Source organism: Paenibacillus sp. FSL H7-0942 (assembly GCF_045040715.1).
GTDB classification, from domain to species: domain Bacteria; phylum Bacillota; class Bacilli; order Paenibacillales; family Paenibacillaceae; genus Paenibacillus; species Paenibacillus amylolyticus.
Genome location: NZ_CP150279.1, coordinates 4,376,614 through 4,399,106 on the forward strand (window position 1 = coordinate 4,376,614; position 22,493 = coordinate 4,399,106).

27 protein-coding genes are annotated in these 22,493 nt (G+C 43.6%); all 27 read right to left on the minus strand.

Annotation, left to right across the window (positions count from 1 at the left end; translation table 11 throughout):
* Positions 1-118 precede the first annotated feature (118 nt).
* Positions 119-1,516 (minus strand): HAMP domain-containing histidine kinase, encoded by a 1,398-nt coding sequence (locus tag MHI48_RS19425; RefSeq protein ID WP_017687665.1) that lies wholly within the window; start codon positions 1,514-1,516, stop codon positions 119-121.
* 55 nt (positions 1,517-1,571) lie between these two features.
* The gene (locus MHI48_RS19430; RefSeq protein WP_036607918.1) at positions 1,572-2,288 is read right to left on the minus strand and encodes a response regulator transcription factor; all 717 of its coding nucleotides are present in this window, start codon (positions 2,286-2,288) and stop codon (positions 1,572-1,574) included.
* 139 nt (positions 2,289-2,427) lie between these two features.
* Positions 2,428-3,690: a cytochrome c biogenesis protein CcsA gene (gene ccsA, locus MHI48_RS19435; protein ID WP_017687663.1), complete on the minus strand. Its 1,263-nt coding sequence runs from the start codon at positions 3,688-3,690 to the stop codon at positions 2,428-2,430.
* Complete coding sequence (locus MHI48_RS19440) at positions 3,687-5,360, minus strand: cytochrome c biogenesis protein ResB (RefSeq protein ID WP_036607737.1); 1,674 nt, start codon at positions 5,358-5,360, stop codon at positions 3,687-3,689. The genes ccsA and MHI48_RS19440 overlap by 4 nt, the downstream gene beginning before the upstream one ends.
* Positions 5,361-5,374: 14 nt before the next feature.
* Complete coding sequence (locus MHI48_RS19445; RefSeq protein ID WP_036607739.1) at positions 5,375-5,902, minus strand: redoxin family protein; 528 nt, start codon at positions 5,900-5,902, stop codon at positions 5,375-5,377.
* 134 nt (positions 5,903-6,036) lie between these two features.
* Positions 6,037-6,786, minus strand: a complete 750-nt coding sequence (locus tag MHI48_RS19450) for a pseudouridine synthase (RefSeq protein WP_036607741.1) — start codon at positions 6,784-6,786, stop codon at positions 6,037-6,039.
* Between the two features lie 197 nt (positions 6,787-6,983).
* A complete protein-coding gene (locus MHI48_RS19455) occupies positions 6,984-7,802 on the minus strand; it encodes a serine protease (protein WP_036607743.1) in 819 nt (272 codons plus the stop codon).
* Positions 7,803-7,865: 63 nt separating this feature from the next.
* On the minus strand, positions 7,866-8,399 hold the full coding sequence (locus MHI48_RS19460) for a spore maturation protein (protein ID WP_017687658.1): 534 nt from the start codon (positions 8,397-8,399) through the stop codon (positions 7,866-7,868).
* A 6-nt stretch (positions 8,400-8,405) separates the two neighbouring features.
* Positions 8,406-9,032, minus strand: a complete 627-nt coding sequence (locus MHI48_RS19465; RefSeq protein WP_036607746.1) for a nucleoside recognition domain-containing protein — start codon at positions 9,030-9,032, stop codon at positions 8,406-8,408.
* Positions 9,033-9,063: 31 nt separating this feature from the next.
* Positions 9,064-10,251 (minus strand): D-alanyl-D-alanine carboxypeptidase family protein, encoded by a 1,188-nt coding sequence (locus MHI48_RS19470; RefSeq protein WP_076328299.1) that lies wholly within the window; start codon positions 10,249-10,251, stop codon positions 9,064-9,066.
* A 162-nt stretch (positions 10,252-10,413) separates the two neighbouring features.
* The gene (locus MHI48_RS19475) at positions 10,414-11,217 is read right to left on the minus strand and encodes a sigma-70 family RNA polymerase sigma factor (RefSeq protein ID WP_076251194.1); all 804 of its coding nucleotides are present in this window, start codon (positions 11,215-11,217) and stop codon (positions 10,414-10,416) included.
* Positions 11,218-11,283: 66 nt separating this feature from the next.
* On the minus strand, positions 11,284-11,898 hold the full coding sequence (locus MHI48_RS19480; RefSeq protein ID WP_076328298.1) for a lytic transglycosylase domain-containing protein: 615 nt from the start codon (positions 11,896-11,898) through the stop codon (positions 11,284-11,286).
* Between the two features lie 62 nt (positions 11,899-11,960).
* Positions 11,961-12,176, minus strand: coding sequence for a hypothetical protein (locus tag MHI48_RS19485; protein ID WP_076328297.1), 216 nt, complete (start codon positions 12,174-12,176; stop codon positions 11,961-11,963).
* Positions 12,173-12,547: a hypothetical protein gene (locus tag MHI48_RS19490; protein ID WP_051449827.1), complete on the minus strand. Its 375-nt coding sequence runs from the start codon at positions 12,545-12,547 to the stop codon at positions 12,173-12,175. The genes MHI48_RS19485 and MHI48_RS19490 overlap by 4 nt, the downstream gene beginning before the upstream one ends.
* A 78-nt stretch (positions 12,548-12,625) precedes the next feature.
* Entirely contained in the window at positions 12,626-13,012 is a 387-nt protein-coding gene (locus tag MHI48_RS19495; protein ID WP_405141499.1) for a hypothetical protein, read from the minus strand.
* A 136-nt stretch (positions 13,013-13,148) separates the two neighbouring features.
* A complete protein-coding gene (locus MHI48_RS19500) occupies positions 13,149-13,715 on the minus strand; it encodes a sigma-70 family RNA polymerase sigma factor (RefSeq protein ID WP_051447053.1) in 567 nt (188 codons plus the stop codon).
* Between the two features lie 596 nt (positions 13,716-14,311).
* On the minus strand, positions 14,312-14,728 hold the full coding sequence (locus MHI48_RS19505) for a Na-translocating system protein MpsC family protein (protein WP_036607758.1): 417 nt from the start codon (positions 14,726-14,728) through the stop codon (positions 14,312-14,314).
* Between the two features lie 234 nt (positions 14,729-14,962).
* On the minus strand, positions 14,963-15,160 hold the full coding sequence (locus tag MHI48_RS19510; RefSeq protein ID WP_036607761.1) for a hypothetical protein: 198 nt from the start codon (positions 15,158-15,160) through the stop codon (positions 14,963-14,965).
* Entirely contained in the window at positions 15,129-15,452 is a 324-nt protein-coding gene (locus MHI48_RS19515; RefSeq protein ID WP_036672275.1) for a hypothetical protein, read from the minus strand. The genes MHI48_RS19510 and MHI48_RS19515 overlap by 32 nt, the downstream gene beginning before the upstream one ends.
* Positions 15,453-15,608: 156 nt before the next feature.
* A complete protein-coding gene (locus MHI48_RS19520) occupies positions 15,609-16,523 on the minus strand; it encodes a hypothetical protein (protein WP_036672277.1) in 915 nt (304 codons plus the stop codon).
* Between the two features lie 15 nt (positions 16,524-16,538).
* Complete coding sequence (locus tag MHI48_RS19525; RefSeq protein WP_036672279.1) at positions 16,539-16,934, minus strand: hypothetical protein; 396 nt, start codon at positions 16,932-16,934, stop codon at positions 16,539-16,541.
* Positions 16,931-17,491, minus strand: a complete 561-nt coding sequence (locus MHI48_RS19530) for a hypothetical protein (protein WP_036672281.1) — start codon at positions 17,489-17,491, stop codon at positions 16,931-16,933. Before MHI48_RS19530 ends, MHI48_RS19525 begins: the two co-directional genes overlap by 4 nt.
* Before the next feature lie 13 nt (positions 17,492-17,504).
* Positions 17,505-18,296, minus strand: coding sequence for a hypothetical protein (locus MHI48_RS19535; protein ID WP_036672283.1), 792 nt, complete (start codon positions 18,294-18,296; stop codon positions 17,505-17,507).
* Positions 18,297-18,312: 16 nt separating this feature from the next.
* Complete coding sequence (locus tag MHI48_RS19540; protein ID WP_036672284.1) at positions 18,313-19,266, minus strand: hypothetical protein; 954 nt, start codon at positions 19,264-19,266, stop codon at positions 18,313-18,315.
* Positions 19,267-19,269: 3 nt separating this feature from the next.
* Positions 19,270-20,334 carry a hypothetical protein gene (locus tag MHI48_RS19545; protein ID WP_143781244.1) on the minus strand — a complete coding sequence of 355 codons (1,065 nt, stop codon included), beginning with the start codon at positions 20,332-20,334 and terminating at the stop codon, positions 19,270-19,272.
* A 13-nt stretch (positions 20,335-20,347) separates the two neighbouring features.
* Complete coding sequence (locus MHI48_RS19550; RefSeq protein ID WP_179087859.1) at positions 20,348-20,653, minus strand: hypothetical protein; 306 nt, start codon at positions 20,651-20,653, stop codon at positions 20,348-20,350.
* Between the two features lie 46 nt (positions 20,654-20,699).
* Complete coding sequence (locus tag MHI48_RS19555; protein ID WP_036672288.1) at positions 20,700-22,466, minus strand: hypothetical protein; 1,767 nt, start codon at positions 22,464-22,466, stop codon at positions 20,700-20,702.
* Positions 22,467-22,493: the final 27 nt, after the last annotated feature.

Below are 22,493 nucleotides of genomic sequence, written 5' to 3' on the forward strand. Positions count from 1 at the left end.
CTTTTTAGTCAAAAAAAGACCATTCTTGTTCCACGTTGAACAAGATTAAACGGTAGTCTTCAACAAAAAAACACCCTCCATAAGAGGGTGTTTCCGCACTTTTTGTATGAAATTCAGGCTATTTCGATGAATCCAAAGGAAATTGCAAAATAAACTCTGTTCCTTCGCCAAGCACACTATTGACGGTAATCATGCCTTGATGCGCATCAACAATATTTTTCACAATCGCTAAACCAAGCCCCGTACCTACACTTTCTCCCCGAACACGAGCCTTGTCTGCTTTGTAGAATCGTTCGAAAATAAATGGCAAGTCGGATGAAGGGATACCTACTCCCTGATCCTTCACAGAAACTCTGACAAATGGAGCACGAAGATAAGTGACCCGCTCGGCTGAGATCATTACATTTTTGCCAGTAGGTGTATGTCTAAACGCATTATCCAGCAAATTCGTAAATACTTGCTCAAGTCGATCCTCATCTGCCTGTTGAAGTTCAATGGTTGGTTGTTCGAACTTAAATTGCAGTTGAATTCCCTGTTCTTTTGAACGCACAGAGAACTTCCGATATACACGTTCAAGTAGTTCTCCGAGGTCAACTTCCTTCATCACCATGTCCGTGTGTCCAGCTTCCATCCGCGCAAGATCAAGCAAGTCTTTAACCAATCTGCCCATCCGTAGAGACTCATCATGAATGACTTGGATCAGTTCTTCGCTCTCTTCCGGTGAGGTTGCCATACCGTCCAAAAGGGCTTCACTGTAGCCTTGCATCATGGATAGCGGAGTTCGTATCTCATGAGATACGTTAGCCACGAAATCACGCCGCATTTTCTCCAGACGCACTTCTTCTGTTACATCTCTTAAAACAGCCACAGCCCCTCTGACAACACTGTCAGCGTACAACGGTGCCATCTGAACAGACCAGACACCTTGCTGTACGTGAACATTGGAGTTCTGGTCCCCGCCTTGCTCCATCACCATTCTGAACAAAGGAAGAAGGGGCTCAGGTACATCCCGCGAAGTCTTGTCAGACTGCTCGGATTCTTGTCCTTCGTCCATTTTCGCCCAATCGAGATCATACCATGTCTGCATGATCTTCTCTCCAGGCGGATTCGTCAGAATAACTTTGCCTTCACCATCGAATGTAACAACAGCATCAGTCATGCTGCGAAGCACACTCGCCAAATGTTCCTTCTCATGGTTAAGGTTTCGAATATTATCTTCCAGTTGGGCAGCCATATGATTAAATGTGTTGGCAAGTTCACCAATCTCATCACTCGTTACCAGGGAGAGACGTGTTCCGTAGTTCCCTTTGCGAATCGCATTGGCTGCCTGAATCAATTGCTGCATAGGCTGCGTTATTTTGGTGAATAGAAACAATGCAAAAAACGTGGTTAAACTGAATCCGATAATACAGATATAGGTGAACAACCGCTTAATATCTCTGGATTCGGATTCTGCAAAGTTCGTATCAATGTAGGGCAGCAAAAAGAGACCCAGCGCTATAAGTACACAACCCACAAGGCAGATAATAGTGATCCATAACTTCCCGACCAGTGATCTCCAGAAACTAAAACTACTTCGGTACTTCCAGTTTATAGCCCACACCCCACACCGTCGTAATCATGGCCGCCGATTCAGGCGATACCTTGTTAAGTTTCTCGCGAAGACGCTTCACGTGCGTATCCACGGTACGAAGATCGCCAAAGAATTCGTAATTCCATACATCTTTGAGCAATTCTTCTCTGGAGAAAACTTTGTCGGGAGATGTTGCCAGGTAGTGCAGCAATTCATATTCTTTTGGTGTAAGACTAATCTCTTCGCCACCAGCGGTTACCCGGTGGGCGTCATGCTCAATAACTAGATGCGGGAACACGATGTTGTTACTCGAATTGCTCTCCTTGGAGAGATAAGCTGTCGCGGAAGCTCGACGCAAAATCGCTTTGACGCGATAAATCACTTCACGCGGGCTGAATGGTTTTACAACATAATCATCAGCGCCAACTTCGAAGCCCTGAACCCGGTTAATCTCTTCACCTTTTGCAGTGAGCATCAAAACCGGCGTTGATTTCACCTGACGAAGACGAGTACACACTTCAACTCCATCCATACCCGGCAACATCACATCAAGCAAAATCAGCCCGTAGTCCCCTGCTGTTGCTTTACGCAGTGCAGTTTCCCCATCCTCAGCTTCATCGATTTCATAACCTTCTTTTTCAAGATACATTTTCAAAAGCCTGCGGATTCTCTCTTCGTCATCCACGACCAGTATACGATTCTCATGTTCAGCCATGCCTCTCCAGCCCCTTTGCAATAACTCCTCATCACTTCTATTATGTTCGATCTGGCGAACAATATTTGAATACCCTTCAATAAAAAGGTACATTTGTGTTTCCCGCTTCTAAACTCAACCTTTGCAATACGAGTCTGTCCTAGTCAGCTCCAGCATAAGAATGTAATCCGGCAATGATCAGATTCACTCCAACCAGCGTAAACATAACCACCAGGAAGCCAAGAACTGCAAGCCATGCAGACTTCTGACCTTGCCAACCTCTGGATAAACGCAAATGCAGATACACACTATAATATAGCCATGTAATCAATGCCCACACCTCTTTGGGGTCCCAACCCCAAAAGCGACTCCAGGCAATCTGAGCCCAGATCATGGCAAAAATTAATGCTCCCAGCGTAAATATCGGAAAACCAATGGCAATCGCGCGATAACTTATCTCATCCAGATCATCAGCATCGATTCCATCCATCATTGGCTGTAACGCTTGTCCAAGTGGTCTGCGCACAAGAAGTCGTACAATTCCATACAGGATCAGACCTACAATAAGTGACCAAACCACCGTATTCAGCTTGCGCCCGGCATTTACCCCGTTCATCCAGGAAGGCGTCTCAAGTAAAGGTTTTTTCATGCCAAGAAACGGTGTCATGCTCTCCACTTCGCTATTATATGGTGCAAAAATCGGAGGCATGCGATAAATCACTTTCTCTATTGTACTATTTTCCTGTACCTCTGTGTCAATGCTGACCGTTTTCTGTACAAAAACCGCCTCGTAACCAGCTGTACGAAAGGCAAATACCGTTCCTATGAATCCGATGACTACAACGATCGTAACTAGGGTGAATTCAACCCATCCTCGTTGACGTCTTGAAGACTTGTCTTTACCACTGAAATCAACAGTACGGAGCAAATACATGAACCCTGCGGCAAAACCCACGGCGAAGAATGCTTCACCAAGCGCGGCCAACGTCACGTGAATTTTCAGCCAGATGGACTGAAGCGCCGGGATTAATGGCTGTACCTCCTGAGGAAATACAGCGGCATACGCCATAATAATAATGGTAAGTGGTAACGCAAACAAACCCAGTAATGACTTGCGGTATATGGCATATACAACAATAAATGCAACCATAATCATCATGGACAGAAAAGACATGAACTCATACATGTTACTAACCGGGATATGACCTGCCCCAGCCCATCGGGTTACAAAAAATACGATATGAGCCGCCAAGGCGACAGTCGAAGCGATGAAAGCTCTTTTACCCCAGCGATTCATATGGTCCAGAGGATCACGATTACTCCATTTTTTGCCCATGACCGCGACAGCATATAACAAGAATGCAGCACAATAGAGAAAGAAAGATACGATAAATGCGTCGCTGCTGAAATCCAATAATCTCATGCCTGATTCCCCCCGTTATCCAACGACTTCTCTTCCACTTCCAAATTCATCTGTTTCAAGACGGCCGCAACTTCACGCCTGAAGCCAAACCAGTTTTTGTTGGTATGTCCACCCAAGGTGAGCTGTTTATCATCAAAACGAATCCAGATGCGGCGATGATGCCAATAAAAACCCATGACCAGACCCAACATAACAATACCGGCTCCTACCCACACAAAAGGCATTGCCTTATCCACTCTTATATTGAGATAACTTACGGACTGAATAATATCGACCTTGTCCATGCTGTCTACTTCCAGCTGTAAAGGAATCTCAGCTCCAATCAACTGTTGGTTAATCGCATCTTGTTGAAACCGTTGTTTATCAATCTGCTTCGCAAAGTACAGATATTGTATCCCCTCTTCGGGCAGATCCGGTCCCTTGATGAGAAAGAGAAAAGCAGGTGCATTAGGTGAAGGCGATTTTGATTTGGGCTGACCATTCTCATCCAATCCAAAGTCCATAAACTTTTCTTTTACCGTGAGCTTATAAGGACCAGCTTCAAATGTTCTTTGGGTATCTACCATATCGATCTTAATTGGCCCATATACTTCACCCGTCTTTGTATTGACCAGATCAGGCGTTACGGACCGAATGGTGGGTGTTAGATCATAATCAAACTGATATGCTTTCAGACCGTTATAATTCAATGGATGATTCACGCGTACATCATGTCTGGCTACCTCAGCTAACTGAGGTTTCTTCGAGAGATCCGAACAATCTGCTGTACATTCATACAAAACAACTTTTGTTTCAAACAGTTTTGGAACGGTCTTGTTCAGGTTACGGAATTGCTCGGGTACTTCGTCCTCACTGTAGAATTCAACATTAAACTGTTCATTTTGCAGATACATCGATGTATTCGGGATCTTTTTGATCTCACCTTCAGGAAAAGCGACGTGCTCGTCCAAATTCAGACCTGGAAGACCTCGTGCGAGCACCGCCAGCAAAAATATAATGAGTCCAATATGGATGACATATGGGCCCCATCGACTGAATCGCTGTTTCTCGGCGAGTAATGCATCCCCCTGGGTGTGCACGCGGTATCCTTTCTTTTTCAACGGCGTAACCGCTTTCTTAATCCAGTCTTCTGGTGCCTCTTCGATGGTACCTTGGTACACGAGACGCTGTCTTGTCAAAAATTGCGTATGCTTACGTATTCTCTGTTTATTCAGTGCTTTGTAGAGCGGTAGGACGCGATCCAGACTGCATATCACCAATGATGCCCCAATCAGCACCAGCAGTAGAATAAACCACCAGGATTCATATGTATGGGATAAACCCAACAGATAATAGATATGACCCAACTGACCGTATGTTTCTTTGTAGTACACGGAGGGATCGATATTCAGAAATGTACTTTCTTGCGGATAGATCGTGCCAAGCATAGAACCTACAAGCGTAAAAACAATCATATAGACGGCAATTTTAACGGAAGAAAAAAAGTTCCATATGCGGTCAATGATATTAGGATTACTACGCTGTGAACGGCGCGCCATGCCATCATAACGCATTTCCAGCACTTCATCCGATTTAGCTTCAGACTCCAGCAGCGGTTTCCCACATGCTTCACATAGTACAGTGCCTACCGGATTCTGGTGTCCGCACTCACATTTGGTATTTTGGAACACGAATAGACCTCCTGTCAGGGCTGCTTCGCCAGTTGCGAAATTTGAGCGTCAAGTGTGTCCAAATCAAGTTGCCCGATATGAATGGTAGAGATTTTGCCCGTGTCGGATACAAAAAATGTCGTTGGCATGGGAGAGATCCCAAAATCACGAACCGAGTTTTTGTCCCGGTCAAGCATGATTGGAAACGTAACGCCAACCTGCCGTACAAAATTATCCACGGTCATCTGGTCTTCTCCAACATTAATCCCGACAAATTGTACTCCCTGGTCCTTCCATTTGTCAGCTTGGGCCTGAAGTGCAGGCATTTCTTTAACACAAGGTTCACACCATGTGCCCCAGAAATTGATCACCATCGCTTTTCCTTTGTACTCATCAGACGTATGAACTTGACCATCCAGGCCCAGCAGTTCAAAAGAAGGAGATTTGTCCCCTTCCTTTGGCTTGCCATTCGAGCCGGATACCGATGTGGTAATCGCATATCCGCCCAACACCAGGATCAATAACAAAATGACGATTTGCACCGTTCTTCTTGATTTCCCCATGTGCTGCTCCCCTTTTAAGTGACTGTAGCATTCGCATCTTATTGGTATAAGACAACTGTGAACATCCTATGAACAATTATAGCGAATTTCGTCACAAAACTGCGGCGGTTTTATGAAAATTATGTGTCCTCACATTACCTTTTTTTCATTTTTTTGGCTGGCTCTGATTGTGCGAGGGTAATCAGGTTGTTGACTTCCTCTTTGGTCAGATGACGTGTCAGACCACGTTTCAAGTTTTGTAGCAAAATACCACCAAACGAAATCCGTTTCAGGCGGGTTACCGGATGGTTGATTGCCTCGAACATACGTCTAACCTGACGGTTACGTCCTTCATAGATCGTAATGGAAATGACCGACTCATTAGCCGCTGTATCCACATCTTTGTACTCTACCTCTGCAGGAGCAGTCATGCCGTCATCCAGCATAATGCCTGTCTTTAATTTCTCCAAAGCTGTACCATGTGGCACACCTTTAACCGTTGCATGATACGTTTTGGGTACGTGATGCTTAGGATGCGTCAGCAAATGTGCAAACTCACCATCATTGGTAAGGATCAATAAGCCCTCTGTGTCATAATCCAGACGACCTACAGGATATACGCGTTCCTTGACACCTTTCAGGTAGTCGGATACAATTTTCCGACCTTCCGGGTCAGATGCACTTGTGATTACGCCTTTTGGCTTGTTTAACATCAAGTACACTTTTTTCTCACTACGGATCGGTTTTCCATTAACCGTAATCATATCCTCTTCGGGGTTCGCTTTTGTACCCAGTTCGGTTACGACCTCCCCGTTAACTTCTACTTTGCCGGACAGGATTAGTTCCTCGCTCTTGCGGCGGGATGCAATGCCTGCCTGTGCGATAATTTTTTGTAATCTTTCCATGTTTGTCATGTCACCTCACACTAATGATACCCATCACGCAAGGAAATCACAAGGATAATCCATGGATTTTGTAAACTGGAGACACGAATATCCATTTCTGGCTACCTTCCTCCCCCAGATTGCCGCAAAAAAAAGCCTACCTTTACACGACCTGTTGAACACAGATGGCGTAAAGATAAGCCTTTTCCTCAAATCATTTAATTGGAAACTTTGCCGGCAACTGCAACCTGTTTTTTGGCAGGTGTGGTACTCTCTTTAATGAAAGTCTGCAATGTCTTGGAAGTAATATAATAGGTACGTCCACCGTACACAAATGTCATCATACCAATTACCCGGTTGTTCTGATCCAGAACAGGGCCACCTGAATTACCTTGGGCCATGGATTTCACAATACTGCCGATTCCCTTTTTACCTGGGACGTCCAAAGCTTGGGAACTAAACACTCTGCTTTTGGCTATCGTATTGAAGGTTGAAGGAAAATCTTCATCCAGGATGACAAGATCACCAGCAGGATTTTTGGGGAATCCAATCGTATAGACAACCTGGTTATCCCTTGCATTTGCAAATGCGACCGGTTGGGCGTCTATTTCCTTGTCCAGCTTCAGCAGTGCCATGTCTGTGACCGGATCTGTCTTAATAATCTTCGCCTTTACAGGCTTGCTAAGGGAACCCGGACTTGCAACAGTCAGTGTACCTTCATCACCATCAGACAGTTCAGCAAAACTCTGAACGACATGATAATTCGTGAGCACTTCATCCTTCGAGATCAATATTGAGGTACCAACATCATAATATACCATATCGGGTTCATCCTGCTTGACCAAACGTACATTCACGACTGGAAAAGAATCCGCTGTGACTGCCATTTGTGCACGCAGCTGTTTATCGAAGTAACCTGTAAAATGTATCGTCTGAACGGCTTGAGCTGCCGCCAGCCCCGTTGACCCTGCGAGCATTGCAATAGCAAGCACGCCTGACATTCCGACACGGAGCATTCGTTTCCAACTCTTCTGCATGTCTCACTCTCCTCCGCTATTATTCTAGCATATCTAATATATCGGAAGGAAAGGAGATATCTTTTAACCAAAAACGAGCAAACAAATGGCGAGGGCAGCAATAAAACCAACGACATCGGAAAACAACCCTACTTTGAGTGCATATCGACCGTTACGTATGCCTACAGCCCCAAAATAAACAGTCAGCACATATAACGTGGTGTCTGTACTCCCCTGAATCGTAGATGCCATACGTCCAATCATGGAGTCAGGGCCATGGGTTTTGATCAGATCGGTTGTAAACGCCAGAGAGCCTGTCCCCGTTAAAGGACGCAGTATTCCGAGTGGTAACACTTCGCCCGGAACACCCATCCAGGACACCAGCGGAGCAAACAGACTAATCACAAAATCCAGTGCACCCGAGGCACGAAATACGCTGATTGCGACCATCATGCCCACGAGATGTGGAATAATACTGATTGCAGTGGAGAAACCATCCTTGGCCCCATCAACAAAGGATTCGTAAACCGGGACCTTTTTGGTAAACGCATATAATGGAACAAACGCGATAATAACCGGGATGGCCCAGACGGAAATCCAGTTGATGAAGGTTAACAAAGGTGCTCATCCTTTCATGCCGGGATTGCCACTTTTCTGTATGCGCGGCGGTTTGTGTAAAGCCCTGTTTCGATACCAGCGATCGGCGATTATAGCAGCAAGTGTAGCGATAATGGTAGCCATCAATGTTGTTCCCACAATCTCTGTTGCATTGGCGGAATGATAGTTTAAGCGGATGGCGATCAGCGTTGTCGGAATAATGGTAATGCTAGCCGTATTCAGAGCCAGTAAGGTGCACATCGCAGGAGAAGCGGTTTGTTTGTCCGGATTAAGCTCCTGCAGCTGTTGCATGGCTTTGATTCCCATCGGTGTAGCCGCATTTCCTAGTCCCAGCAAATTGGCACTCATATTGGAGAGAATATAACCCATCGCCGGATGATTTTTGGGCACATCGGGGAACAGGAAGCCCACAACCGGACCGAGCAGCTTGGCAATCCGAGCCAGGAGACCCGCATCTTCAGCCATTTTCATCATGCCCATCCAGAACACAAGCACACTAATCAGTCCAAAACAGACCGTGACTCCCGTTGCCGCCCCATCAAAAGCGGCTTGCGTGACCACTTCGATATTGCCGTTGACGGCTGCAAAAACAAATCCGATTAAAATCATGAGCAGCCAAATTAGATTAATCATGGATTATATCCTCCCTTCAATGGCGATTTAGCTAAGGAGACAACAGATGGCTTAACACGGCGCGCCATGCAGCTGCCCAGGAAGAGACATCACCGATTCCACCCAGCGTTGCATCTTCTGTCTTCGGTTCAGGAGGAATATAACTGCCTTTGCGATACACGGGAATTGAGCCAACAAGTTTGCCGTCAAGCTGCATATCAATGCGACCTGCCAATCCAAACGAAGGATCTGTCGCTTTTTTCTTGTCTTCCTTTTCCGACTGTCCTCTATTTTCGTGTAGTATCAATTTCTTGGTCAATGAACTTTTCTCACTCTCAGCCAGTGGGTACCAAAATCCCCGGCCCGTAACAACATCTGTATTTTGCACAGGCTGTTCTTGCTTCGCGACCTCTACCAACGGGAAGTACTCAAACCCGAAATCTAACATCCGAGCATGATCGTTCCAATCGTTTCCATCGTTCAGCGTTACTGCGGCGAGCTGCTGTCCGTTACGTGTAGCGGAACTGACCAAACATCTGAAAGCTTTTTTTGTGTAGCCGGTTTTCACTCCATCCGCACCTTCATACATCCGCAACATTTTATTTTTATTGTGCCAAGAGTATTCCCAGCTTTCATTGGGGTTCGGTGCGGATTTGTCCTCCGTGGCTACGATGCGTTTGAACACCGGATTGTGCAATGCATATGCCGTTAATCGTGCCAAGTCGTTAGCTGTTGAATAGTGACCTTCTGCATCCAGTCCATGAGGGTTCATAAAATGAGAATGCGTCAGACCGATTTGCTCCGCCTTTTTGTTCATTAACAGGACAAAGCCTTCTTCCGATCCACCGACATGTTCTGCGATCGCAGAGGCCGCGTCATTGCCTGAACGGAGCATGAGCCCGTACAACATGTTTTCAAGCGTCATCTCTTCACCTAACTTGAGATAGAGAGAAGATCCTTCTTTGGCAAAAGCCGTGGGAGACACTTTCACTTTATCATCCAGCTTGCTGTGTTCGATCGCTACGATCGCTGTCATGATTTTGGTCAAGCTGGCAATTCGCAGTTCTTTATCCCCATCCTTGCTGTATAAGATCCTGCCTGATGTGACATCAATGAGAGCAGCGCTTTGCGCATGTGTAGACGGACCTTGAATCGTTGCCTGGGCTTGAGTTGCCCCTAATGAAGACAGCAAGAAGACAGGGATAAGCATGCATGCAATGACTTTCGTTATTTTTCGCATCAATTCATTCCTCCGGGTCACTTGGAATCTTGTACTATCTTATGTCCGGACAACTTGGAGTATGTCCCATAGGGCAAAAACAGCAAAAATCCCTCACGCTTGGATGCGGGAGGGACGTTATGTATGAGACATTATATAAGATATGAAGTGCTTAGACGACAATCAAGCCTGATCCTTTTTATCCAGCATTTTAGCTACTTTTCGCATAATTCTAGAGACTCTCATCTGGCTAATGTCTTCCATATCTGCGGTCTGGGTTTGATTAAACCCTTCAACACGATGCTTCAGTACAGTCACTTCTTTCTCACTAAGCTTGCGCTTGACCGAATCAATAACCGCATCAACGTATAACTTGTCCAAAATATCTTCTTCAATATTCTCCCCGCTATAGATGGTATCCATCAACGTCACGGATTGAGTTTGTTGATCATCAGCACCTACAGGCTCATCCAGGTATTTCACACCTTTACCCACTTGAAGTGCTTTATTGATCTTCTCTTCTTCCTCATCAAGCAACAATGCGATTTCATGTGCTGGTGGGAGGTAGCCCATATCGTGCTCAAGTCGATTGATTCGGTTAATTAATTCCGTAGCTGTGCGAGTTGGACGAATAATGCTTGCACTATCTCTCAGAAAACATCTGATTTCTCTGACAATCGCAGTAACACTAAACGAACTGAATTTTACGCCACGCCCCGTATCAAATGCTTTAACCGCTTTGATGAATCCCAGACGGCCCAGTTGAAGAATATCATCCTTCTCCACACAATGATTCTTAATAATCATTTCGGGCTTTCCAATATACTTATGAACAGAATGCCAAATCAAGTTCTCATTGACCAAAATACAATCCCCGAGGAAATGCTCATCGAGCTTACAACGTTCAATATTTTCTACGTCATCCATTGTGTAGTGCTTCTTATCTACCTGCAAATTCGTGCTAATATGTTCTGGAAATTTTCCCATTTGGATCTCCCTATGTAAAATTGATAACCGATCTTATAGTATTCAAACTCTATTGTTAAATGATGTTTATTGACCTTTTTTGATTATTCCAAGCATCTTGTTATGATGTTCCTTCACTTGATTGTAGTACCAGGGGCGAGCCTTTCCCTTATCTACATTGCCCTCCCCCTGATTGTACGCAATGGTTGCCGTACGAAGATTTCCGTCGTACTTATCCATAAGATATTCCAAGTATATAATGCTTGTCCTGATATTCGTTTCAGGCTGATGTAGCTCCTGTTTGCTAACTCCAAACGTTTTCGCTGTGCTCGGAAGAATCTGAAGTAAACCAATCGCTCCATGAGATGATACACTTTCCTCTAACATCCGGCTCTCTTGCCACATCATTGCCAGAATCCAGACGGAATCGATATCCGTATCCTTCGAATATTGAACTACCCACCTCACATACTTCAGCAGCTTTGTCCGGCTCACTGTTTTCTCATGGTGGAGTTCTATATACTGCTCAAGCATATCCGTCATTTGTATGTGCTCAGGAGCAACCGATTTAACTTGTTTCTGCTGTTTCTGTTGTTTTCCCTGCTTCATTGGCTTTACCTGCTCTGCTTCCGTTGCTTGGTATTGTGAAGCTAATACCACCACCGCAACAACAATACCTATTACTCTTTCTAAAGTAAGCAACAGATTCGCCCACCTCCTTACTGAAAGCTCTATATTATAGAAGGAATAATCTCATACATACGTTAGGATTGGTCTTGTTCACTTGGCTGATATACAATGATTGCTGCAAATTCCAACGTGTTACTGGATGGATCAACGGTGGAGGTAAACTCCAGTCCGGTAACGAACGTGTGTGGTTTGGATAACATCCATGCGTTGATTAATTCTTCCACACCTGTAGCGCTAGCGGACACAAACGTTTTTACAGCTAAATCCGAGGCGTAGTTTAACACCTTCATTGCTCTTCACCAGATGAGTCTTGTTCCTCTTCCTTTTTCTCTTCAATGAGTTGATTAAACTCCTCTTCGGTCAGTTCATGAATCTCCAATTCGTAAGCACTTGTCAGAATGTACCCCATACCATCCGTTAAATGAACGTTATAAAATGTCTGTAGTTCTTCATGAAAGGTACCCTCTTCGTAGTTGAATCCAATAACGGCTTTTTCGTAACCAGCTACACGACCAGCAAACCATACGTTGGCTTTCGTTGTTGCGCCGGTTGGCGTCTGGATTTCATGCATATTGGTCGGCGCGTGGATATACTTTCCAATCATACTGGCTACGATTTCTTCCGTTAATTTATCATCTTTTGCTTTGATCATATGAGTCATTGAATTATTCCTCCATTAGTTAAAGTCTAGCGAATATTCTTGCCCTTACATTCTCTATACGTGTTATCGGAGCGGCAGTTAAATTGGAGCCGTAGATGAAGTATTGGTTCCGCTGCTTAAGACCATATAGTTCGTCCGCATATGATGTACAGCCACGTCCAGATCAGCCACTCGTTTGGAGACAAAATCTTCGATGACAGGCTCCAATGGCCTGAAACCTACACCCAAGATCGGTTTTTTATGTATATTAGCATGATGCATGATCACAATATCAGTAGAGGTCAAATGATCCATACCCAGATTAACCAAGACAGCATCAGCCCGTACCACTACTTTCTCAATGATCAAGGCATACTCCCTGTTGCTTAAATCAGAAGCTGTCGAAGAATCATGACTTGCCCAAGCGATATCCGAATACCCCTCTAGACGTTCCACAGAAAATCCTAAAACCACCACACTAAGCATCCTTGTTCCGCCTTTCTTTCTGTACTAATCTCTCTATACGACATAAAAAAGCACCCAGTTAAGGGTGCTCTCTCTGTTCTATGTAGGTTACTGAATCTATCTTCATCTAACTTAGGCTATTAATTGCCACTTATGACTACAATGCTTCGTATTTCTCACGAATCGCTTTCCATAACTGGGATATACGTGCCTTGGATACACCTAGCATTCCTGCAATCTCTACAAATTCATACCCCGAAGTCCGAAGCTTAAAGATTTGTTTCTCACGTTCGTTCAGCCTCATATTTTCCATAATATCTGTTACAAACTCAAAATTCTCATAAGCAAACCCCGCATGACCAAGCGCTAATGCGATGTCTGAGCTTTCCGATTCATCGCCACCACCCTGATCCGTGCACATGATCTGTACAGCATTAACCACACTGAGATTTTTCTCAGACATACACTTGCGGTACATGTCCTTAATTTTATTTTCGATAAGATGATCAACAAACGTCGACATTTTGGCCTTTTCTGCATCATACTTGTCCAGGGAGTTAACTAATTTGATCATAATCTCCTGGGTCACATCTTCTTTCTCCATCCCGGCAAATGTTTTACCTCTAAGCTTGTGACGACACTTCTCCTGAGCTTTATTCAGGAACATGTCTATATCCCCAATCTCAAATAAATCATCAAAACCCATAGCAGTTGTAGCAGACATTATTCATTTCCCCCATTAACTATTTAATTATCAGTAATCGTATTCTTTCTTCACAATCTAGTCGTTATCCAGCATGATCTTACTCTACATTCCCGCTTTTGCTCCCGAAATCTCATATACCATATGTAGTCTTGTTACACACAATTGAAGCTAATGAGCCTAATTACACACAAACAATCAAGAAATCTCCCTTTGATCCGCCTCCCCATTCCCATCCTATTACATTCAGAATAACAAATACGAACTAATGTTCGCAACATTTATTTATTTCGTTCGCTTATCTGCCTTTTACTGACTATATACGAAGTATACGGTGAAAGGTAAAGCAGCATTTTTTACAAACAAAAAGACCAACACAGAGCGCACCACTGGAAAATACCAAAATGGTGGAATGTGTCGGTCTTGGTCTGACATCTATTTCGTCCCAATTACCGAAGATATGGCCTTCAAGTTCTTTAACAAGGTTATAGGCTTCGTCAAGATTATTAATCTATTCGATCGCCATAAGGGTAGTATAAGGAAATATGTAGGATATTGTCAACAACAAAATTAGTTCCTAAGAACCTGTCCAGTATTCAAACGTTAGTTAATAGATCTTAAGGCATGTTAATCTCATCATTTTTCAGCAGCACTTCAACATCCTTGTTCATCTTGAAGACTGTAATCTGCTCTGCAAAATCATGACCAAAAAATGTTGTTTCGATGTCTTCGATCTTCAGACCCATGTTGATATAGGAGAAAACGGGGTTGAAATCTTCTCTCATCATATGTGCTAGCTTCATCTTGTATTCGGCGAAAATTTGACTTGAGTGTGATTGCATATGTTCCAGCATGAATGCTTCAGGCTTGGTGAATTTTGCTGTAAACTTTAAGATGATAAAATGATTCATGATAGAGACTCTGGTATCTACCGGCCCGCGCTCAGTAAAATCTTTTCTTATTCTGGATGCCAACTTTGCGAGCTCTCTTTCCAAGTCTTTTATCTCAATGTCCCATCCCTCCTTGCCAATCATCCTGACCCCTTCTACTGCCCCTGAACATATGAATTCAACCTAGTTTAATCAAAACTGCTTGTACAAGACAAGTTTCAATGGATGCATTAAATCAAGTCACTATCAACTTTTCATGAAAAAGGAATAGACCCCAGAACTAGGCTTGGGGTATATCACTTTATTAACTATATTTTATAATTATTCAAATAAACTAACACTTGGTGCTGAAAAGCTAACATTAGTTAGCTTTTACGCTTAATTTATCATTTCATTGGTAAGCTCTATTTTGAGCAGGCTAAACGCAACCAGATTCAAAACGACATTGGCACCATAGTCTTTTTCGATCAAATCAAATGCTTCTTCCGTAGCTCCAACCAGATCCTCCTTATCCGATGTCATCTCCGTAGTGACAATTTCCTCATCATTCAGTGCAAAGGTCAGCCTGTACAGCATCTGTATTCCCCTCCTTAGAGGTCAATTCAATATTTCGCACATCGGTAAGATCAATGATATGAACCACATCGTCTGTATCTTCCAACGTGATCGATTTCCCCTCGTTCTTGTGTTTGGTGAATAGTCGGCGATATTCTTGCTTAACCTCATCCCCAGTTAACGGGATTTCGCGTACGACCTTATCCGAATCTTTCTCTTTCTGTTGTAATCTAGGATTATCTTCTATCCAGTTCACCGTTTTTTTCTTCCCACTTCCCTTGAAATAGAAATGAGCAGTAAGTTCAATATTCATCGTATACTACCTCCCGGAATAATTACGTTCTCATACTACTTTCTCTATACGTCTTGACCAGTTAAATGTTAATGCTAATCTTCAATGCAGATATGGGATACACAAACTATTTCGTTGTTAAAAGAAAAAAAGGACAGCATATGCTATCCTTCCGTATTAGTATTTCTTAACCGCTATACGATTGCCGTATGAGTCATATATATATTGGAAGTTAGTTTGAACAGGTGTTGTTCCCAACCTGGTGATGGACTTGGCCACCAATCTTCCCTCATCATCATACTGATAGATGACATCAACCAAAGTAGGAAGCTGCACGAAGTCTAGACCATCATATCGATATATCTCACCAATCGAAATGACCAAGAAGGAATCATCCTGTGCATAACCTTCTGGAGAAGCCGGCATGGTAAGTACAGGTTCTCTAACAAGCTGCTCGGTGTAGTTGTCTGTAACGACTTGTCGAATAACTCTTCCCTGATTGTCAAAAGCAAAATATGTAACCACATCCGTATAATCTACCAAATCGCTGATCGATTCCCACGGATCAATGACATTCAGGCGTTTTCGTTCACCCCAAGTCATGCTCACATGGGTTTCTCCATCGCTGATCATATCGGCACTGTGTGTGTCAGGATGTGTGTAATGATTGGCCTCAAGCTCGATGTTGGACAACTTTTCACGTTCGTTCAGAGTCATGATAACGTTATGACTTCCATCTGTTAACATATCAGCACTGTGTGTATCAGGATGGCTATAGATCACCGTTTTGGCACCATTAAGATTAATCACTCCATTCTCAGGATGGTTCGAAACTCGATCACCACCCACCTTTACATATTTCCCACCGATGTATGTATAGGTCGTTGATTCATTTTGATTGCTTGAGTCTTGGCGTACCAAATACAATCTTCCTGCTTCACCTACGGTTGGAAGTTCTGTTTTGAGTCTGACCGAGACCACGTTCCCTACTGACACTGCGTCCAATCTGCTATCAAGTGAGGCATAAGAATCCCTGGCTTGTTTAACTTCACGTTCTACTTTGGCAGCTTTGCTGTATGAAACAATATCCATGTGGTGGTCCTCCTCTCACCTTGTAGTCAAACCAACGACCTCAATATCGAAGTTGGCCACATCTGTACCCAGATTTTTTAACGACAAGTGAAGTGTTGAAGTCCCATCTACGTCCTCATATGGCAAATCGATCATATCGTAAATCCCTTCCATAAAATTTCCCGTCGAGTATTGGGCATTGTTGAAATAGAGAACCTCTGGATGTGGACCCGCACTGTTCAAAACATGAACTTCCACATTCGTCTCTCTGGACGGAATGACCCTAATCGTTTTGATCATGAATCGAGGATGTTCCATGGGAATATCAATCATTGCCTTCGCCCCACCGCCAACATACTCTACTCTTTGGGCAAACGATACCGGCAATAGCACTTTTCTCATCTCCTCCATCAGTTTCCATGTCCTGTTCAAGAGCCTTCCCTCCTTCTAGGAATATGTGTATCCGGATACCGTCGTGGACGAAGATGACTATCAGATGTGTTGCCACTTCCGCTGTAGGACCAATCCCCCCACGTTTTCCCCACTAACCCAGCCTGCTGGACAGGAATCTTGACCTTAATACACCAATCGAGCCCCGCATAATTTTGTTTCACTTTGAGGCCTCTTATGGTATCACGAATTAAACCTACTCCACTGGACTGGGTCAAAAATTTATGCTTGAGTATCATATTTTTTTCATCAGGAACTCCCACTCTGGTTCGTGGCCCATAAATATATTTATCCGTAACGTATCCAATCAATTGATCATTATGGTTGTCCAGCATCCTCCATGTACCCCAACGGTAGATGTCAATTAATTCAGCCGTAGTGGATAACGTTCCTAATAAATAGACTATTTCCTTACCTTCAATGGTTAACGGAACAGCATCAAGATCGTATCCAATGCCATGGAGAACTGCCGCCTTACTCTGGGTATAGAGAGAACCGCTCTCGGCGGTCCCTACAACTTTCCCTTGAAGTATAGTCATGTCCATCACCACCTTAATTCATCAGGACAGCAACCGTAGCGCCTGATAAGAAGCTCTGTCCACCAATCGACAGCGAGTATACCTTATATGTTTTAGTGCCCACTTTGATCTCATCTCCATGGGAAACTCCGGCAGAAGGTACCGCATAAATATCAATAAGTTCGCCTCTAGGGCCTTCCACACCATTACACATAATAACTGGAGCAAGATGATAAAGAGACCCCCACCCTGGATTAACAGGAAGCATGGCAGAGTAAGCATCATAAATGTTATTCACCATCTGTTTATCTTTATCACGCAACGTCCGGATACCGTTATCCCCGTTGTAGCTGAGGCCAACACTCAAACTCGAGGAATCCGTCTCTGTGGCATACCTGTTCAGAATTCCGAAGTAACCCAGATTGGATATACCGGTAACCGAGTTCACATCCCCCTGCAAATAAATAATAATACGGTTTGGTTGTACTGAAACTTGGTAATCGATTAATAGATTCGTATCAACGGCACTTGTATGACATAGGAAGTCCTTATTCACTTCGGCTCTGCCCAAAGGAATACTACCATCTGTTGCCATCACATCTTCAGCCACACTCACGGTCAATTTGTTTCCCGTAGTTCCCTTCGTGTTTCCAACCTCAAGTCTAAAAAACAGTTTATCTGAACCTGTTGTGCCCACCGATTTCAGCACGATTACACTCGCTGTCTCGTAAAAAATGGACCAGGGAGATCCCGCAATCGTTTTAAAGCCTTGAACAATATTTGCGAATAATTCATTCATCTTAACTTTGCCTGTGAAATTAGCCATTCCTCATAAACACCTCCTATATTTGGAAAAGTAACGCTCTTTGTCCACCACCAAGCAGTCTGGCACCATGGAAGAACTTCGGCCTTGAATACACAGGAGCTAGGTTCGAATTGTAGTAATAACGTCCATAGTCTGTATTCGGATAATCCTGATCTACGACATGAAAGACGTAATACTTGCCATCATTGCCAAGATCGAGGATCGATCCGTCCGGGTGCTGCGCACTGTTTTTAAATACAATGGAACGCATACCCTTGAATTCACCCCTAGCTCCTTCAGATGGATGATAGACCATGAAAGGCGTAACATAGTATCTTGAACCTACACCTGGAGAAGGGATGGACTCTGTCCCAAAATTGTACAGTGCGTACTCCGTTCCATTCCGTGAAGTCATAACGACACCTCTCGGCGTATCATATTGATCTGATGTGTTGTTATCCGAAGCAGATAAAGGCATATGTGGGAAAACGCCATAAAATTTATTGGCAATCGCCGGGTCTTCTTGCTCTAATGGCTCGCATTTACCTAGGAATATTCGTACTGGGTAAGCTCGTTCCGGGTAGTTCAGACTCTCTCCATGGATAAACAGAATATCCTCATTCGTTATTACAGACCACTTATAGTTCACATTGTACTGCACGTTATGACACAAGAATGGCGTTTCCGTCATGAATTTATCCGTGTCCACTGGCGAATTTACGAATAGATCTGGTGATGCCAAATTGCTTCCCAGGTTCTTCAGTCCCCAGCGAATGTTGACTCCCCTGGCGTGTGCAATCACACACATGGTAAATCGCATGGATGTATTTTTTTTATTGGTAAGCAGCGCATTTCCCCAGTTGGCATAAGTCGTTTCGGCCGTATGTATGGTATCCCAGTAAGGATCGAGTGCATCTTTCAATGTGTTAACAAGCGTTGAAGTAAATAAGCTTAGCGTACTGGTAAACTCGTGTCTGCGAATCATGGTCATGCACTACACCTCCTTCTCGATCTCGAATAGCAACACCCGTTGTCCGCCACCGAGAAGTAACGCTGAATCGAAGAAGTAGGGTTGACCATTGTAGTAAGCTCCATTAGTTGCAAAAAATCCCTGATGAGTTGCCGGATGCTGCTGAACATTCACATGGAATACATAATAGCGCTCATCCCCCAGGTCAAGAATTGAACCATCCGGGTACATACTCGAATTTCTTAGTACGGCAGTACGTATACCGAAGAACTCTCCCCTTACTCCTTCCGTTCCATGCCAGACATAAAAAGGAGAGATAAAGTACCTTCCACCTAAACCCGGAGAAGGAACTTGAGAACTCGTTGAGAAATGATATAACGCATTACTTGTACCATTTCTTGATGTCCTCACGTAGCCTCTGCCTGTATTATGCTTCAATTCAACACCAGCAATATTCATCCCAACTGGATAATGACCAAAAATTCCCACAAAGTCATTTGCCACAAGTGGATCTTCTTCCTCAAAAGGCTTCATTCTGCCAAGATATAATCTAACAGGATAGGCTGCATCGCCAATGTAATTTTGTGCCTCACCAAATAAATAGATGTAATTAAAATTAGTGAATAGAGTCCACTTCCAGTAAACATTAGGAGCATTAGATAAATTTGAATACGCTTCGTTAATACAAGTATTCAGAGGAATTTCGGTTACAGCTCCTACATTGGTATAAAGATCAGGTTTCACAATCGAACCATTATTTCTCAAACCTGTTCTAAGCATATAACTCCTAGTGCAATCTCTGCTGTAATTGGGTGTATAAAACCTAGAAACATTCATACTAATTGTGAAGAACATACTTGGATCTTTTATATTTTGAGCCGTAAGAGTGCCCAGATTTGCATCACTCCTACTAGGATGAGTCCAACTCCTTGGAATTGAATATTCATTAGATGGTTCATAAGTCCAGTTCCAATGTATATCCCCATATAAATCTTGACTAACTGTTTTGTAAAGCTCTGCAATCAAATTAGAAGAATAAGAATAAAACTCATAGCGACGCAGGGCACCTAACAAAATATTTTCAGCCAACTATCCCACCTCCTTAAGCACCAAATCGGATTTTCATTTCGTGAAAGATGTTCTCTTTAAGTACGGTTAACAAGACTGTTTTCACCATGTCACTTCTCTCTGTTATGAAATTCTCTTGATAAGACTGCTCTTTGTCCCCAGCTCCATCCTCTGTCTCCACACCACTAGCAGCCTCATGAATTTCAGGTAGCCCTTTAAGTGAAGGCAGAAACTTATGAGCCACATTATCAAACAGAATATTGCTTTCAAAAGCAAAGATTAGAATTTCAATTTCCTCTGTACTGAATGGCTCTAAGTGATTGCCCACTAATTTATCCATGATGGTATGTAGTGCAAACTTCACATCCTGCACGGTCCTCGTCACGTCAAATCACAACCTTTCTAATTTTTACTTGTTTGATGTTACCGCTAGCATCATATTCAAATCCCTTCTGAACTCCTTGGCCATCATAGATCAAGGTCTCAGTCTTAACGGTACCGTCTGCATTGTAAGTAAACGATGTTTTCTTCAATAGCTGTGGAGTCAATTCTAATGAGAACACTTCTTCTGACTCAATGTCACCATTAGAGAAGTAGTTATATATGACATCCAGCTCAAGTGTACTTCCTTCAAGAAAGACAAGTCTCCTCCGGATGTCCGTGTCATCGAAGGTAGCACCTCCTTGAAGCACATAATACTCTGCACCATTGTTGATTTCGCGCAGTACTCTACCCGTAATGTCACGCTGATACTCAATGGACTTGATCTGTCCGTTACTCTCAGTAACCTCCTGTCGTTCCAGATTTCCATCCGGGCTATAGAAGTGCTCAATGGTGCGGTTGATCCCTCCATCAATCTTCTCCGTATGCACTTTTCCATCTGGATAATAGGTATATTCGGTTACCGAAGTGGTGTTAATAATTGACCCACGACCAATGACAGTTACTCGGGCTTCTTTGGGCACATCAAAAGTAAACCGTATAAGCGTATCATTATATTCAATGTAATCGTCTCCTGCATCCATGCGTATTCCATCCAGAAATACCTCTGCAGAATTTGAACCAATCACATATCTGGGCACTTGAAAATCTCTAGTCGTCGACAACCTGCTGTTAGGAGCAGAAGTGAAATGGAATACGGATTGATGCTCCATAGTGCCTCGACTCTCAGCGAGTTCAAGACGACTCTGCATGTTGTCGAGTCTGTCCTTGAGAGCATCATAGACGACTCCATTTTTGTCTTCTCTTGAAACCACAACTTCTTTAGCAGTTGCTTCTAATTGGGCTTCCATCGCTTTGATCGCCGTATGATGTGTAACAATTGTTGTGGTTTGCTCACCAACGGTTTTTTCCAGATCATCTACACGAATTCCCAATGCTGACATGTCATTTTCAACAGATCCCTTTGTTAAGAAATACCTGAAATCCAAAGCCGTGAGTGAAGTTGTTGGAGAAACTCCAACATCGAGTCCACCAATGATCATGGCATCCTTGGGCTCTTCTTGATCTGAACTGTAAGAGTACTGCCCATTTTCATGAAGAAAAATATAATATGTCGTATTTGCCACAATGTCTGGAATGCTGAATGTCTGGGTAAATTGATCTACAATAACCTTGTTGATACTGGCTCGTCCTGCATTAATCGTAACTTGGACACTGTTATTTGCATCTAGGTACGTGGGGTTGGTAACACTGAGATCCTGAATGGGTTGCTTCGCTACAACTTCAATCGCTTTCTCCAACGTGTCAAATCGATGATCTATGGATGCCTCTGCTCCACGTGCTTCTTTTATCTCCGTCTCCGCAAGACTCAATCTCTTCTCATGGTCATCCTGACTCTTGGAAATGGTATTGACATCTGCTCTTGCCGTCAGAATATCCTGCTGAACATCATCCAATCGTGAGCTGTTTGAAGTAACCTTAGTCTCGACATCGCCTAATCTCTGCTCATGATCTTTTACTGCATCTCGGCTATCGTGTGCAGATTCTTCTACGAGTGTGATTCGGTCACCTAGACTGAGCGCAGACCCTCTGGCTTCTTCCAACTCTGCAAGATAGGAATCAATCTCATCATGCGTACGGACCCCAATATCACTTAATTCCTTATGACTCTTGGCGGATGATCGATGAGACTGGTTAATTCTTACTGACATTTGACCACCTCCATTCATGCCTTACAT